This window comes from Streptomyces sp. NPDC050842, from assembly GCF_044456565.1.
GTDB lineage: Bacteria > Actinomycetota > Actinomycetes > Streptomycetales > Streptomycetaceae > Streptomyces.
Genome location: NZ_JBITGA010000007.1, coordinates 154,020 through 169,327, shown reverse-complemented (window position 1 = coordinate 169,327; position 15,308 = coordinate 154,020). Strand labels below are relative to the sequence as shown.

The window sequence follows — 15,308 nt, the reverse complement described above, 5'->3', positions numbered from 1 at the left end:
GGACCGGCGTGACCGACCGTCTCATCGTTCGTGGCGCTCGCGAGCACAATCTCAAGAACGTCTCGCTCGACCTCCCGCGTGACTCCCTCATCGTCTTCACCGGGCTCTCGGGATCGGGCAAGTCCTCCCTCGCGTTCGACACGATCTTCGCCGAGGGGCAGCGCCGGTACGTCGAGTCGCTCTCCTCCTACGCCCGGCAGTTCCTCGGCCAGATGGACAAGCCGGACGTCGACTTCATCGAAGGTCTGTCGCCCGCCGTCTCCATCGACCAGAAGTCGACCTCGCGCAACCCGCGCTCGACGGTCGGCACGATCACGGAGGTGTACGACTACCTCCGCCTGCTCTTCGCCCGCATCGGCAAGCCGCACTGTCCCGAGTGCCGCCGGCCGATCTCCCGCCAGTCGCCGCAGGCCATCGTGGACAAGGTCCTGGAGCTCCCCGAGGGCAGCCGCTTCCAGGTCCTCTCGCCGCTCGTGCGCGAGCGGAAGGGCGAGTTCGTCGACCTCTTCGCCGACCTCCAGACCAAGGGCTACAGCCGCGCCCGGGTCGACGGCGTGACCATTCAGCTGAGCGAGCCGCCGACGCTGAAGAAGCAGGAGAAGCACACGATCGAGGTGGTCATCGACCGCCTCACCGTGAAGGACAGCGCCAAGCGCCGGCTCACCGACTCCGTCGAGACCGCGCTCGGGCTCTCCGGCGGCATGGTCGTGCTCGACTTCGTCGACCTCCCCGAGGACGACCCCGAGCGCGAGCGGATGTACTCGGAGCACCTCTACTGCCCGTACGACGACCTGTCGTTCGAGGAGCTGGAGCCGCGCTCCTTCTCCTTCAACTCGCCCTTCGGCGCCTGCCCCGACTGCACCGGCATCGGTACGCGCATGGAGGTCGACCCCGAGCTGATCGTCCCGGACGAGGACAAGTCGCTCGACGAGGGGGCCATCCACCCCTGGTCGCACGGCCACACCAAGGAGTATTTCGGCCGGCTCATCGGCGGTCTCGCCCAGGCCCTCGGCTTCCGCACGGACCTCCCGTACGCGGGGCTGCCGCAGCGCGCCAAGAAGGCCCTGATGCACGGCCACAAGACCCAGGTCGAGGTCCGCTACCGCAACCGGTACGGGCGGGAGCGGGCGTACACCACCCCGGCCTTCGAGGGCGCCGTCTCCTTCGTCAAGCGGCGGCACAGCGAGGCCGAGAGCGACTCCAGCCGCGAGCGCTTCGAGGGCTACATGCGCGAGGTGCCCTGCCCCACCTGTGAGGGCACCCGCCTCAAGCCGATCGTCCTCGCGGTCACGGTCATGGAGAAGTCCATCGCCGAGGTCTCCGCGATGTCGATCAGCGACTGCGCCGAGTTCCTCTCCCGGCTGACGCTCAACGCCCGCGACAAGAAGATCGCCGAGCGGGTCCTCAAGGAGGTCAACGAGCGGCTGCGCTTCCTCGTCGACGTCGGCCTCGACTACCTCTCCCTCAACCGGGCCGCCGGCACGCTCTCCGGCGGCGAGGCCCAGCGCATCCGGCTCGCCACCCAGATCGGCTCCGGCCTCGTCGGTGTGCTGTATGTGCTCGACGAGCCGTCCATCGGCCTGCACCAGCGCGACAACCACCGGCTCATCGAGACCCTGGTCCGGCTCCGGGACATGGGGAACACGCTCATCGTCGTCGAGCACGACGAGGACACCATCAAGGTCGCGGACTGGGTCGTCGACATCGGCCCCGGTGCAGGCGAGCACGGCGGCAAGGTCGTCCACTCCGGTCCCCTGAAGGAGCTCCTCGCCAACGAGGAGTCGATCACCGGGCAGTACCTGTCCGGCCGCAGGGCGATCCCCACCCCGGACATCCGCCGCCCGGTGGACCCGGGCCGACGGCTCACCGTGCACGGCGCCCGCGAGAACAACCTGCAGGACATCGACGTCTCCTTCCCGCTGGGCGTCCTGACGGCCGTCACGGGAGTCTCCGGCTCCGGCAAGTCGACCCTGGTCAACGACATCCTCTACACCCACCTGGCGCGCGAGCTGAACGGCGCCAAGTCGGTGCCCGGGCGTCACACGCGCGTGGACGGCGACGACCTCGTCGACAAGGTCGTGCACGTCGACCAGTCCCCGATCGGCCGCACCCCGCGGTCGAACCCGGCGACCTACACCGGCGTCTTCGACCACGTCCGCAAGCTCTTCGCCGAGACGATGGAGGCCAAGGTCCGGGGCTACCTGCCCGGCCGGTTCTCCTTCAACGTCAAGGGCGGCCGCTGCGAGAACTGCTCCGGCGACGGCACGATCAAGATCGAGATGAACTTCCTCCCGGACGTCTACGTCCCGTGCGAGGTCTGCCACGGCGACCGGTACAACCGGGAGACCCTGGAGGTCCACTACAAGGGCAAGTCCATCGCCGAGGTCCTGAACATGCCGATCGAGGAGGCCCTCGGCTTCTTCGAGGCCGTCCCGACCATCGCCCGCCACCTGCGCACGCTCAACGAGGTCGGTCTCGGGTACGTCCGGCTCGGGCAGTCGGCGCCGACGCTCTCGGGCGGCGAGGCGCAGCGCGTGAAGCTCGCCTCCGAGCTCCAGAAGCGCTCGACGGGCCGCACCGTCTACGTCCTGGACGAGCCGACCACGGGTCTGCACTTCGAGGACATCTCGAAGCTGATCACGGTCCTCTCCGGCTTGGTCGACAAGGGGAACTCGGTGATCGTCATCGAGCACAACCTCGACGTCATCAAGACCGCGGACTGGCTCATCGACATGGGCCCCGAGGGCGGCAACGGCGGCGGCCTGGTCGTCGCCGAGGGCACGCCCGAGGAGGTCGCCTCGGTGTCGACCAGCCACACCGGCAAGTTCCTCCGCGAGATCCTCGGCGCGGACCGGATCAGCGACGCGGGCGGGACCGTCCCGGCGGCGCGCGGAGCGAAGAAGGCGGCGGCCAAGAAGGCCCCCGCCAAGAAGTCCGCCGCCCCGGCGAAGAAGACGGCCACCAAGGCGACGGCGACGAAGGCCACCGCCACCAAGGCCACGGCGACGAAGGCTGCCGCCACGAAGGCCACCGCCACCAAGGCCGCGGCCACCAAGGCCACCGCCAAGAAGGCGACGGCCCGAGCCCGCAAGGCCTGACGCGGAGAGGCGGGGCCCCACCCGGGGCCCCGCCTCACGACAGGCCCGGGCGACAGCCCGCGAAACCCCGCCGGTATCGTCGGTTCGGTCACGCCTTGCCCCGATCCCACCGTGGAGCGCTCATGTCCGGCCAGTCCAGCCGCCGCACCGTACTGAAGAGTGCCGCCCTCGCCGGCGCCGCCGGGCTGGGAGTCGCCGCCTGCTCCACCGAATCCAAGCTCGGCCATGCCGGGGTCCCGACCCCGACCGCCCCGGTCGCTCTCGGCGCCCCGGACGAGATCCCCGTCGGCGGCGCCAAGCTCTACCGCGAGCAGAAGGTCCTGGTGAGCTGCCCGGCCAAGGGCCAGTACAAGGCGTTCAGCGCCCAGTGCACCCACGCCGGCTGCGTCCTCGACAAGATCGAGGACAACGAGGGCAACTGCCCCTGCCACGGCAGCCGCTTCGACGTGACGACCGGCAAGGCGCTCAAGGGCCCGGCCACGGTGCCGCTGCCCGAGGTCCCGGTCCGCGTCGAGAACGGCAAGCTGGTCGCCGGACCCGAGGCCTGAGCCTCCGGCTCCCGCCCCTCACGCCCTCACGACCAGTCCCAGTCGATCCCCAGGATCCCCGGGCGCACCCCCTGCTCCACCAGGTGCACCGTGCGGTGCCGGCCGCTCAGCGTCAGCTCCGCACGGCCCCCGCGCGGCGCGCCCGCCGAGGTCTGGGCGAACCTCCGGCACCGCACCGGGAGCGCCGCCTCGTCGAAGTGCACCTGAAGCACGTACTGCCCACCGGCGAAGCTGAACCCGCGCACGTACTCCCCGCTCGGACCCGCTGTGCCGTCCTCGAACCCGTACGAGAACAGGTGCGTGTCCCCGGCCCGCAGCCGCGCGTCGAAGAGCAGCTCCGCGGCCATCACGCCCGTCCCGGCATGCCACCGCACCCGCCCGGTGCGGCAGTTCTCCACGGCCCGCACCTCCACCCGGGACGGATCGCACCCCGGATCCCCGTGGTGGATGGCCAGATAGCGGTCGACCCCGTCCCGGTGCGCCCGCACGACGTGCTGCGACTCGCGCCCCACCAGCTCCCGCGCCGCCCCGATCCGTACCCGCTCGTGGTGCCCCACCGTGTGCAGCCCGCCGTCCGCCGGGGACTCCAGCTCCGCGAGCAGCTCCTCGACCGAGCCGGACGCCTCCACCAGTGAGCGGTACGACCGTCCCGCCGGGCGCTCCACCTCGGCCCGGCCGGCCGCGTCGTCCGACAGGAGCCGGAGGAGCGAGTTCCCGGGTAGCTGGAGCACCTCCTCCAGCGCGCGCACGGCCTTCAGGGACTCCGGCCGCTGCGGCCGCCGGGCGCCCTGCTGCCAGTAGCTCAGGCTCGTCACGCCGACCCTGATGCCCCGGTGCGCCAGATGGTGCTGGACCCGCTGGAGCGGCAGCCCGCGCACGGCGAACGCGGTGCGCAGCGCCAGATGGAAGGGGCCGGTGTGCAGCAGCTGCACCAGATCGGCCTCGGTGTGGCTCACGAGGGCTCCTCAGTGAACATTCACGACGGGGGAGCGGACCGTCGCGCCGCGAGCGGTGGGCGGGCAGGTGGGCCGAGGGCGTCCGTTCACACCCGGGTCACACCGTTCACAGTCCGATGTCACCCCGCATTGAAGCGTGTTGACCCGCTCCCGACAACGGCCGATGCTCCTGACCAGCGTCCGGACGCGCTCCTCCACTCCCCACATCCCCACCCCCCTCCACGGGAGGAACGCGATGCGCAGCAGGAAACTGTCCCTCGCGGCACTCGCCGCAGCCGCCCTCTTCCTCGTCCCCACCACCTCGGCGTCCGCCGCGCCCGCCGGTGAGGACGTCTCCGCCCTCGGCTCCAAGCAGCTGAACATCACCATGCAGGCGCAGCAGAAGACCAACTGGTGCTGGGCCGCCGCCGGCAACACCATCGCCACCTGGTTCGGCCGCAACTACAGCCAGAACCAGTTCTGCAACGCCGCCTTCAACCGCCAGCAGGGCTACGACTGCCCCAACAACCAGGCCACCCTCGGCAACGTCCAGACCGGACTCAGCTGGGCGGGCGTCAACCCCGGCTCGTACGTGACCGGCTGGCTGCGCTACCCGACCGTGCAGACCGAGATCAACGCGAACCGGCCCATCGAGACCCGCATCCAGTGGTCGAGCGGCGGCGGTCACATGCATGTGATCTACGGCTACGACGATGCGAACAGCTGGGTCTACTGGGGCGACCCCTGGCCCTCCAGCGACCGCTACAACTGGGCCTCGCATGCCTGGTACGTCAACAACAACTCCTTCTCCTGGACCCACTCGCTCTACCGGATCGGGGCGTGACGACGATGAACGGACGTGCCATCGGCGCCGGTCTGCTGACCACCGCCGCCCTCGTCGCCCTCGGGGCGCTCCCGGCCGCCGCCGCGGAGAGCCTGCCGGCCGCGCCGACCCCCGAACAGGCCGCCTCCGCGCCGCAGACCCTGGACACCCTGTCCCGGTTCTTCGCCCGGGACGGGGCGCTCGCCCGCTCGGCGGCCGCCCCGCGCGTCGAGGGCGGATCCGTGCCGGTACGGATCCTCTCCCCGGACTTCGTCGCCGGGAAGGCGGGGGCGCCGGTCGCCCGCGTCGAGTTCCGGGCCAGCCGGGCCGTCGCCTCGGACGGCCAGAAGGCCTCGCTGTGGACGGTGAAGCAGCCGGGCGGCTGGCAGGTCGTGAACATCGCCACCGGCGACGACGAGATCCGGTACGCGGAACAGGGCGGGCGCGTGCTGCCCGGCGGCGTCGTCTTCCGGGAGCCGCAGATCGACGCCTGGTACGTCCAGAAGGGGGCGAAGGTGCTGCCGCTGGACGAGGACGCGGTGCGGGCGGTCGGGAAGAACGGGACGAGTCTGGCCGCGTACCGGGAGCGGGTCGCCCGCGACTACGGGGACAAGCTGCCCGGCTCGGCGTACGCGAGGAAGGGGGCGGCGGGCGGGTACGCGCCGCGCGCGGATGCACCCGCGCGTCACGAGGAGCCCGCCGTCACGGTGGCCTCCACGATGGCGGGCGCGGGCGCGGCCCTGACCCTCACCCTGATCGCCACGACGGCAATACGCCGCCGCGCCCCCCAGGAGCCCTGACCCGCCACCCGCCGGCCCTGACCCGCCACCCGGCCGCGGTGCGGAGCCCGGGGGAGCCGCCACCCGGTCAGTGGGCGTCGGCGCCCGGCGGTCAGCGGGCCAGGTAGCCGCCGTCTACCGGGAGGATCGCGCCTGTGATGAAGGACGCTTCGGCCGAGGCCAGGAAGAGGATCGCCGCCGCCACCTCCTCCGGCGTGCCGAAGCGGGCCATCGGGTGGGCCCGGAGTACCTCGGAGAGGTACTCCGGGCCGCCGGGCTCCACGCGGGCCGCCGCGACCCGCTCCGTCTCGATCGTGCCCGGGGCCACCGCGTTCACCCGGATCCCGCGCTCCGCCCACTCCACCGCCAGGTGCTTGGTCAGCCCGCTCGCCACGAACTTCGCCGGGCCGTAGACCGCCTGCCGCGCCTGCCCGGCGACCCCCGAGATCGACGACGTGCACACGATCGCCCCGCCGCCCGAGACGAGCATCGCCTCGATCGCGTACTTGCACGTCAGGAACATGCCCCGGCCGTCGACGGCCATGACCGCGTCGAAGTCCGCCCCGTCCGCCTCGGTGATGTCGAGCAGCGGGATGACGCCCGCGTTGGCCACGAGCACGTCGAGCCGTCCGAAGCGCTCCACCGCCGTGTCGATCATCCGCCGTGCGTCCTCCGCCAGGGAGACGTCGCCGATCACGGGGACGACCCCCTCCAGCGTCGCGAGACCGTCCCCGTCGACGTCCGCGGCCACGACCCGCGCGCCTTCGGAGAGGAAACGCTTCGTCGTCGCCCGGCCGATCCCGCTCGCCGCGCCCGTGATCACACACACCCGTCCCGCAAGCTGATTCGCCATGCTTCGCCAACGAGCGCGCGAGGCCGGAGTGTCGGTCCCCGCCAGTAGGGTGGGGACCATGGCAGACCCCTCCAGCTACCGCCCCAAGCCGGGGCAGATCCCCGACTCGCCGGGGGTCTACAAATTCCGCGACGAGCACCGCCGGGTGATCTACGTCGGCAAGGCGAAGTCCCTGCGTCAGCGACTGGCGAACTACTTCCAGCCGCTCGTGAGCCTGCACCCGCGCACGGCCACCATGGTGACGACCGCCGCCTCCGTGGAGTGGACCGTCGTCTCGACCGAGGTCGAGGCGCTCCAGCTGGAGTACTCCTGGATCAAGGAGTACGACCCCCGGTTCAACGTGAAGTACCGGGACGACAAGAGCTACCCGTACCTCGCGGTCACGCTCAACGAGGAGTTCCCGCGCGTCCAGGTCCTGCGCGGCCACAAGAAGAAGGGCGTGCGCTACTTCGGGCCGTACGCGCACGCGTGGGCGATCCGCGAGACCGTCGACCTGATGCTGCGCGTCTTCCCGGTGCGGACCTGCTCGGCGGGGGTCTTCCGGAACGCCGCCTCGGCCGGCCGCCCCTGTCTCCTCGGCTACATCGGCAAGTGCTCGGCGCCCTGCGTCGCCCGCGTCACGCCCGACGAGCATCGCGAACTGGCCGAGGAGTTCTGCGACTTCATGGCCGGTCGCACCGGCACGTACATCCGCCGGCTCGAGAAGCAGATGATGATCGCCGCCGAGGACATGGAGTACGAGAAGGCCGGCCGGCTCCGTGACGACATAGAGGCCCTGCGCCGGGCCATGGAGAAGAGCGCGGTCGTCCTCGCCGACGCCACCGACGCCGACCTGATCGCCCTCGCCGAGGACGAGCTGGAGGCCGCCGTCCAGATCTTCCACGTGCGTGGCGGACGCGTGCGCGGCCAGCGCGGCTGGGTCACCGACAAGGTCGAGGCCGTCGACACGGCCGGGCTCGTCGAGCACGCGATCCAGCAGCTGTACGGGGAGGAGAGCGGCGACACGGTCCCCAAGGAGGTCCTGGTCCCGGCGCTGCCGGACGACGCCGAGGCCGTCACCGCCTGGCTCGCCGGCCGGCGCGGCTCCAACGTCTCGCTGCGGATCCCGCAGCGCGGCGACAAGAAGGACCTGATGGAGACGGTCGCGCGCAACGCGCAGCAGGCGCTCGTCCTGCACAAGACCAAGCGCGCCAGCGATCTGACCACCCGCTCCCGGGCCCTGGAGGAGATCGCCGACGCCCTGGACCTGGACTCGGCGCCGCTGCGGATCGAGTGCTTCGACATCTCGCACCTCCAGGGCGAGGACGTCGTGGCCTCGATGGTCGTCTTCGAGGACGGGCTGCCCCGCAAGAGCGAGTACCGCCGCTTCCAGATCAAGGGCTTCGAGGGCCAGGACGACGTCCGCTCGATGCACGAGGTGATCAGCCGCCGCTTCAAGCGCTATCTCGCCGAGAAGGAGAAGACCGGCGAGTGGGTCGACGGCGACGGCGACGGGGCCGACGGCGAGGTGCCGGCCGAGGACGACGGACGGCCCAAGCGCTTCGCGTACCCGCCCCAGCTCCTGGTGGTCGACGGCGGGCAGCCGCAGGTCGCCGCCGCCCGGCGCGCCCTCGACGAGCTCGGCATCACCGACATCGCGGTCTGCGGGCTCGCCAAGCGCCTGGAGGAGGTCTGGCTCCCCGGCGACGACGACCCGGTGGTGCTGCCCCGCTCCAGCGAGGGCCTCTACCTCCTCCAGCGGGTACGTGACACGGCTCACGACTTCGCCATCCGCTACCAGCGCTCCAAGCGGACGAAACGCATCCGGACCAGCCCCCTGGATGCCGTCCCGGGCCTCGGCGAGACACGGAAACAGGCGTTGATCAAGCATTTCGGCTCGGTGAAGCGGCTCCGGCAGGCGACAATCGAGCAGATCTGCGAGGTCCCCGGCATGGGCCGGAAGACCGCGGAATCGGTGGTCGTGGCCCTCGCCCAGGCGGCCCCGGCCGCACCCGCCGTGAACACGGCGACAGGAGAGATCATGGAAGACGACGGGGGCGGCACGGCATGACCGCGCAAGAGCAGCACAGCGACCGGCCTGACGAGAACGACCGGACCGACCAGCAGGACCAGCAGGACCGGACCGACCAGCAGGACCAGAACGACCAGCACGACCGAGACGGAGCAGGACACGTGAGTACGGGCACGAAGGAGACCCCCGGCGACAACGGCGCCGAGGCGGCCATTCCCGAGCTGGTGATCATCTCCGGCATGTCCGGAGCCGGCCGGTCCACCGCGGCGAAGTGCCTGGAGGACCTCGGCTGGTTCGTCGTGGACAATCTGCCGCCCGCGCTGATCCCCACCATGGTGGAGCTCGGCGCCCGCTCCCAGGGCAACGTCGCCCGGATCGCCGTCGTCGTGGACGTCCGCGGCCGGCAGTTCTTCGACAACCTCAGGGAGTCCCTCGCCGACCTGGACTCCAAGCAGGTCACCCGCCGGATCGTCTTCCTGGAGTCGTCCGACGACGCCCTGGTCCGGCGCTTCGAGTCGGTCCGCAGGCCGCACCCCCTCCAGGGCGACGGCCGGATCACCGACGGCATCGCCGCCGAGCGGGACCTGCTGCGCGAGCTGCGCGGCGACGCCGACCTGGTGATCGACACCTCCAGCCTCAACGTCCACGAGCTGCGCGCCAAGATGGACGCCCAGTTCGCCGGGGACGAGGAGCCCGAGCTCCGGGCCACCGTCATGTCCTTCGGCTTCAAGTACGGCCTCCCCGTCGACGCCGACCTCGTCGTCGACATGCGCTTCCTGCCGAATCCCCACTGGGTCCCCGAGCTGCGCCCCTTCACCGGCCTCAACGAGGAGGTGTCGAACTACGTCTACAACCAGCCCGGCGCCAAGGAGTTCCTGGACCGCTACACGGAGCTCCTCCAGCTGATCGCCGCGGGCTACCGCCGCGAGGGCAAGCGGTACGTGACCATCGCCGTGGGCTGCACCGGCGGCAAGCACCGCTCCGTCGCCACCGCCGAGCGGCTCGCCGCCCGCATCGCCGCCGAAGGGGTCGAGACCGTCGTCGTGCACCGGGACATGGGGCGCGAGTGAAGCCGTACCGCCGCCGCGCCTCCACCCTCACGCCGCGGCGCACCCTCCGCAGACGCGGTGCCCAGCCCAAGGTCGTCGCGCTGGGCGGCGGCATGGGCCTGTCCGCCTCCCTGGCCGCCCTCCGCCGGATCACCGGCGACCTGACCGCCGTCGTCACCGTCGCCGACGACGGGGGCTCCAGCGGCCGGCTCCGGGAGGAGCTCGGCGTGCTGCCCCCGGGCGACCTGCGCAAGGCGCTCGCCGCGCTCTGCGGGGACGACGACTGGGGCCAGACCTGGGCCCGGGTCATCCAGCACCGCTTCCAGTCCAAGGGCGAGATGCACGGCCACGCCGTCGGCAATCTGCTGATCGTCGCCCTCTGGGAGCAGCTCGGCGACCCCGTGCAGGCCCTGGACCTGGTGGGCAGGCTGCTCGGCGCCCAGGGCCGGGTGCTGCCCATGTCCGCCGTACCGCTGGAGCTCCAGGCCCTGGTCAAGGGGCACGACCCGGAGCGGCCGGACGACGTGGACACCGTGTGCGGTCAGGCGACGGTGGCGCTCACCCCGGGTGACGTGCAGTCCGTGCACCTCGTGCCGCACGACCCGCCGGCCGTGCCCGAGGCGGTCGCGGCCGTGCTCGACGCGGACTGGGTGGTCGTGGGTCCGGGCTCCTGGTTCTCCTCCGTGATCCCGCACCTTCTCGTCCCCGAAATCCTCGACGCGCTGGTGGAGACGAAGGCCCGGAAGGTGCTCTCGTTGAACCTCGCTCCGCAACCCGGAGAAACAGAGGGCTTCTCTCCGCAGCGTCATTTGGAGGTTTTGGGACGACACGCCCCTAAACTCGCCCTGGACGTGGTGCTCGCCGACGAGGCTGCCGTGCCCGATCGCGAGTCCCTCGCCGATGCCGCCAAGCGGCTCGGTGCCGCGGTCGAGCTGGCGCCGGTGGCCGGGCCCGACGGCTCCGCGAAGCATGACCCGGAGCTGTTGGCCGCCGCGTACGACCGTATTTTTCGGATGCATGGAAGGATCGGCCCATGGCGATGACGGCAGCGGTGAAGGACGAGATCTCCCGGCTTCCCGTCACCCGGACCTGCTGCAGGAAGGCAGAGGTCTCGTCGATCCTGCGGTTCGCGGGCGGGCTGCACCTGGTGAGCGGCCGCATCGTGATCGAGGCGGAGCTGGACACGGCGATGGCGGCGCGCCGCCTGAAGCGGGACATTCTGGAGATCTTCGGACACAGTTCCGAACTGATCGTGATGGCCCCCGGCGGGCTGCGGCGCGGCTCGCGCTTCGTGGTGCGGGTGGTGGCCGGCGGCGACCAGCTGGCCCGCCAGACGGGCCTCGTGGACGGCAGGGGCCGCCCCATCCGGGGCCTCCCCCCGCAGGTGGTCTCCGGCGCGACCTGTGACGCGGAGGCGGCCTGGCGCGGCGCCTTCCTCGCCCACGGCTCGCTGACCGAGCCCGGCCGGTCCTCCTCGCTGGAGGTCACCTGCCCGGGACCGGAGGCGGCGCTCGCCCTGGTCGGCGCGGCCCGCCGGCTCTCCATCGCGGCGAAGGCCCGCGAGGTACGGGGCGTGGACCGGGTCGTCGTCCGCGACGGCGACGCGATCGGCGCCCTGCTGACCCGGCTCGGCGCGCACGAGTCGGTGCTGGCCTGGGAGGAGCGGCGGATGCGGCGCGAGGTCCGCGCCACCGCCAACCGCCTGGCCAACTTCGACGACGCCAACCTGCGCCGCTCGGCGCGCGCCGCGGTCGCCGCGGGGGCCCGGGTGCAGCGCGCCCTGGAGATCCTCGCGGAGGAGGTGCCCGAGCACCTCGCCGCCGCGGGCCGCCTCCGGATGGAGCACAAGCAGGCCTCCCTGGAGGAGCTGGGCGCGCTCGCCGACCCGCCGCTGACGAAGGACGCGGTGGCCGGGCGGATCCGCCGGCTGCTCGCGATGGCCGACAAGCGGGCGCAGGACCTGGGCATTCCCGGGACCGAGTCCAACCTGACCGAGGAGCTCGACGACAGCCTGGTCGGCTGACCCGGTCCGTCGCCCGTACGGAATCCCGAACTCCACGCTGCCGGTGCCTTTCTGAGGCACCGGCAGCTTTTTCGTCCACCCGCGAGGCACCCTTGACAGGCCCATGAGCGCCCATGAGCCTGGCGTCTGTTCACCTTCGTGACAGGCAATAGCAAGGGGGGCTCATGAGACGCAGAGCGAGATCGATCCTCGCCGCGGCTTCACTGCTGATCGCGGGAGTGGCGACGGCACCCGTCGCCGGAGCGCAGCCGAACGACCGGGACGGCGGCGACGCCCTCTCCGTATGGCGGGCCGAGGTCACCCAGGAGCAGGTTCCGCTGCTTCTCGAGGCCGGGGCCGACGCCCACGAGATGACCGAGCAGGTGCCCGACAAGGGCTCCGCGACGGTCGAGCTCTTCCTCACCGACCGGCAGGCCGGTCAGCTGCGCGACCAGGGCGTCGAGCTCGCCGAGCACACCCTGACCCAGCGGGCCGAGCAGCGGGTCGCCGCCGCCGGCGACGGCGTCTTCCGGCCGTACAGCGGCCCGAACGGCCTCAAGCAGGAGCTCCTCGACACCGCCCGGGCCAACCCCGGCATCACCAAGGTCGTCTCGATCGGCAAGACCCTCAAGGGGCAGGACATCCTCGCCCTCAAGGTCAGCAAGGGCGCCAGCCGGGTCAAGGACGGCTCGAAGCCCGCCACGCTGTACCTGTCCAACCAGCACGCGCGCGAGTGGATCACCCCGGAGATGAACCGGAGGCTGCTCCACCACTACCTCGCCGGCTACGGCAAGGACGAGCGGATCACCCGGATCGTCGACACCACCGAGCTGTGGTTCGTGCTCTCCGCCAACCCGGACGGCTACGACTTCACCCACGCCGACCCCGACAACCGGCAGTGGCGCAAGAACCTCCGCGACAACGACGGCGACGGGCGGATCACGCCGGGCGACGGCGTCGACCTCAACCGCAACTTCGCCTACAAGTGGGGCTACGACAACGAGGGTTCGTCCCCCGACCCGGCCGACGAGACCTTCCGCGGCACCGGCCCCATGTCGGAGCCCGAGACCAAGGCCCTGGACGCCTTCCAGAAGCGGATCGGCTTCTCGTACGGCATCAACTACCACTCGGCCGCCCAGCTCCTGCTGTACGGCGTCGGCTGGCAGGTCGCCACCGACACCCCCGACGACGTGGCGCTCAAGGCCCTCGCCGGCACTCCGCAGAACTCCGCCGTGCCCGGTTACCGGCCGCAGGTCTCCTCGGAGCTGTACATCACCAACGGCGAGGCCGACGGACACGCGGCCAACGTCAACGGGATGCAGATGTTCACCCCGGAGATGTCGACCTGCGCCACCGCCTCCCGGGTCGACCCGAACGACGCCTGGAACCCGGCCGACTGCGCCTCCGTCTTCACCTTCCCGGACGACGAGAAGCTGATCCAGGCCGAGTTCGCCAAGAACATCCCCTTCGCGCTCGCCGTCGCCGAGAGCGCCGCCCGCCCCGACCGGCCCGTCTCCCCGGTCGGCATCGAGGCCCCCGACTTCACCCCGGCCGCCTTCACCACCTCCTACGCCCGCGGCGGGGAGCAGGAGGTCGCCGTCACCGCGCGCAAGTCCCTGCGCGGCAAGACCCTGAAGTACCGGATCAACGGCGGCCGCACCCACAGCGAGGAGCTCGACGCCTGGAAGGGCGGCGAGACCTACGGCGGCGAGGACAACCTCTACTTCGACGAGTACCGCGCCGAGGTCGAGGACGCCCGGCCCGGCGACTCCGTCGAGGTCTGGTTCACCGCCCGCACCCGGGAGGGCCGGACCACCGCCTCCGCCCCCTTCACCTACAAGGTGGCCGAGCGCCCGCGCGGCGACGTGCTCGTCCTCGCCGACGAGGGCGGCACCACCGCCGCGCGGCACACCGCCGCGTACGTGAAGGCGCTCGCCGACAACGGCCGCAAGGCCGCCGTCTGGGACGTCGCCACCCAGGGCACCCCCGACGCCCTCGGCGTGCTCTCCCACTTCCGTACCGTCGTCTGGTACACCGGCGCCGAGCGGCCCTCCGGGCCCACCCAGCTCGCTGTCCGCGCCTACCTCAACGAGGGCGGCAAGCTGATCAACGCCGGCGAGAAGTCCGGCGGACTCACCCAGGTCGGCCGGGCCGAGACCAACGACTTCGCCCAGTACTACCTCGGCGCCTACCACCGCGCGGGCCTCGGGCAGCCGCCCGCCTTCGCCGGCACCGGCGCCTTCGCGGGCGTCGGCGCGAGCCTCGGCGCCGCCGCCGACAACCCGCTGGACAACGCCGGCGCGTACACCGTCACCTCGGACACCCTGAAGCCGAAGGAGTTCCCGCAGTTCGCGAGCAGCTCCTCCGCCGGTGACTACCCGGGCGTCCGCACCCCCTTCGAGCCCGCCGAGGGCGCGACCTTCGCGGCCGTCAAGCACTCCGACGGCACCTGGGCCCGGCTCGGCAGGACCGTCGACCTCACCGGTGTCGCCGCCGCGGCCGCGCCGCGCCTCGACTTCCAGGTCAGCTACGACACCGAGCCCGGCTACGACAACCTCGTCGTGGAGGCCCACACCGTCGGCCAGGACGACTGGACGACGCTGCCCGACACCAACGGCGGCACGTCCACCGAGCCCCCGGCCGACTGCGGCGAGGGCTACTACGTCCGGGACCACCCCTTCCTCGCCCGCTACCTCACGGTCGGCGAGGACGGCTGCGCGGCCACCGGCACCACCGGCTCCTGGAACGCCTTCACCGGCCCCTCCAACGGCTGGCGGCAGGCCTCCGTCGACCTGAGCGCCTGGGCGGGCAAGCAGGTCGAGCTCTCGATCTCGTACGTCTCCGACCCCGGTACGGGAGAGACCGGCGCCTTCGTCGACGACACCCGGCTCGTCACCGGCACCACCACGGAGGAGGAGGGCTTCGAGACCGGCCTCGGCGCCTGGTCCGTACCCGGCGCACCGGCCGGCAGCCCGGGCAACGGCACGGACTGGACGCGCTCCGCGGCGCTCTTCCACTCCCAGGCAGCGGTCACCACGCGTGACACCGTCCTCCTCGGCTACGGCCTGGAGCACGTGCCGGGTGCGACCGAGCGGGGACGGCTCCTCGGCCGCGCCCTCGCGGCGCTCCGACGCTGACGGAGAGTAGTGGGGACAAAGGTCCCACGACGGCCCGTACCCGTTGGTAGGTACGGGCCGTCGGCCTTTTTCC

The 15,308-nt window shown here is 71.7% G+C and carries 11 protein-coding genes; 9 read left to right on the top strand and 2 right to left on the bottom strand.

Translation table 11 applies throughout. The features are described 5' to 3' along the window. Positions 1 to 8: 8 nt before the first annotated feature. Complete coding sequence (uvrA, locus tag ACIBG6_RS24470) at positions 9 to 3,098, top strand: excinuclease ABC subunit UvrA (protein WP_399224687.1); 3,090 nt, start codon at positions 9 to 11, stop codon at positions 3,096 to 3,098. Positions 3,099 to 3,220: 122 nt separating this feature from the next. Then, positions 3,221 to 3,646: a Rieske (2Fe-2S) protein gene (locus ACIBG6_RS24465; RefSeq protein WP_399224685.1), complete on the top strand. Its 426-nt coding sequence runs from the start codon at positions 3,221 to 3,223 to the stop codon at positions 3,644 to 3,646. A gap of 26 nt (positions 3,647 to 3,672) precedes the next feature. Here the strand turns inward: ACIBG6_RS24465 and ACIBG6_RS24460 are convergent, their stop codons facing one another. After that, the gene (locus ACIBG6_RS24460; protein WP_399224684.1) at positions 3,673 to 4,602 is read right to left on the bottom strand and encodes a hypothetical protein; all 930 of its coding nucleotides are present in this window, start codon (positions 4,600 to 4,602) and stop codon (positions 3,673 to 3,675) included. 235 nt (positions 4,603 to 4,837) lie between these two features. On the opposite strand from ACIBG6_RS24460, the gene ACIBG6_RS24455 reads away from it, so the two are divergent. Both ACIBG6_RS24455 and ACIBG6_RS24450 read left to right on the top strand, forming a co-directional pair. After that, positions 4,838 to 5,425, top strand: coding sequence for a papain-like cysteine protease family protein (locus ACIBG6_RS24455; RefSeq protein WP_329624109.1), 588 nt, complete (start codon positions 4,838 to 4,840; stop codon positions 5,423 to 5,425). A gap of 5 nt (positions 5,426 to 5,430) precedes the next feature. Then, the gene (locus ACIBG6_RS24450) at positions 5,431 to 6,204 is read left to right on the top strand and encodes a hypothetical protein (RefSeq protein ID WP_399224683.1); all 774 of its coding nucleotides are present in this window, start codon (positions 5,431 to 5,433) and stop codon (positions 6,202 to 6,204) included. Between the two features lie 91 nt (positions 6,205 to 6,295). On the opposite strand, the gene ACIBG6_RS24445 is transcribed toward ACIBG6_RS24450, so the two are convergent. Next, positions 6,296 to 7,036, bottom strand: a complete 741-nt coding sequence (locus ACIBG6_RS24445; RefSeq protein WP_399224680.1) for an SDR family NAD(P)-dependent oxidoreductase — start codon at positions 7,034 to 7,036, stop codon at positions 6,296 to 6,298. Positions 7,037 to 7,094: 58 nt separating this feature from the next. Between ACIBG6_RS24445 and uvrC the strand changes: the two genes are divergently transcribed. The 5 genes from uvrC to ACIBG6_RS24420 all read left to right on the top strand — a co-directional run bounded on the left by uvrC (position 7,095) and on the right by ACIBG6_RS24420 (position 15,235). After that, entirely contained in the window at positions 7,095 to 9,086 is a 1,992-nt protein-coding gene (gene uvrC, locus ACIBG6_RS24440; protein ID WP_399224679.1) for an excinuclease ABC subunit UvrC, read from the top strand. Continuing rightward, positions 9,083 to 10,117, top strand: a complete 1,035-nt coding sequence (rapZ, locus tag ACIBG6_RS24435; protein WP_399224678.1) for an RNase adapter RapZ — start codon at positions 9,083 to 9,085, stop codon at positions 10,115 to 10,117. Before uvrC ends, rapZ begins: the two co-directional genes overlap by 4 nt. Further along, entirely contained in the window at positions 10,114 to 11,139 is a 1,026-nt protein-coding gene (gene yvcK / locus ACIBG6_RS24430) for a uridine diphosphate-N-acetylglucosamine-binding protein YvcK (RefSeq protein ID WP_399224677.1), read from the top strand. The genes rapZ and yvcK overlap by 4 nt, the downstream gene beginning before the upstream one ends. Then, positions 11,130 to 12,119 (top strand): DNA-binding protein WhiA, encoded by a 990-nt coding sequence (whiA, locus tag ACIBG6_RS24425; RefSeq protein WP_017238652.1) that lies wholly within the window; start codon positions 11,130 to 11,132, stop codon positions 12,117 to 12,119. The genes yvcK and whiA overlap by 10 nt, the downstream gene beginning before the upstream one ends. Before the next feature lie 164 nt (positions 12,120 to 12,283). Further along, positions 12,284 to 15,235: a M14 family zinc carboxypeptidase gene (locus ACIBG6_RS24420; protein ID WP_399224676.1), complete on the top strand. Its 2,952-nt coding sequence runs from the start codon at positions 12,284 to 12,286 to the stop codon at positions 15,233 to 15,235. Positions 15,236 to 15,308: the final 73 nt, after the last annotated feature.

Bases quoted from the DNA above. Each gene is read 5' to 3' on its own strand.
- uvrC (WP_399224679.1), top strand. From the start codon at position 7,095: ATGGCAGACCCCTCCAGCTACCGCCCCAAGCCGGGGCAGATCCCCGAC.
- ACIBG6_RS24455 (WP_329624109.1), top strand. From the start codon at position 4,838: ATGCGCAGCAGGAAACTGTCCCTCGCGGCACTCGCCGCAGCCGCCCTC.
- rapZ (WP_399224678.1), top strand. From the start codon at position 9,083: ATGACCGCGCAAGAGCAGCACAGCGACCGGCCTGACGAGAACGACCGG.
- ACIBG6_RS24465 (WP_399224685.1), top strand. From the start codon at position 3,221: ATGTCCGGCCAGTCCAGCCGCCGCACCGTACTGAAGAGTGCCGCCCTC.
- ACIBG6_RS24450 (WP_399224683.1), top strand. From the start codon at position 5,431: ATGAACGGACGTGCCATCGGCGCCGGTCTGCTGACCACCGCCGCCCTC.
- ACIBG6_RS24445 (WP_399224680.1), bottom strand. From the start codon at position 7,036: ATGGCGAATCAGCTTGCGGGACGGGTGTGTGTGATCACGGGCGCGGCG.
- ACIBG6_RS24420 (WP_399224676.1), top strand. From the start codon at position 12,284: ATGAGACGCAGAGCGAGATCGATCCTCGCCGCGGCTTCACTGCTGATC.
- whiA (WP_017238652.1), top strand. From the start codon at position 11,130: ATGGCGATGACGGCAGCGGTGAAGGACGAGATCTCCCGGCTTCCCGTC.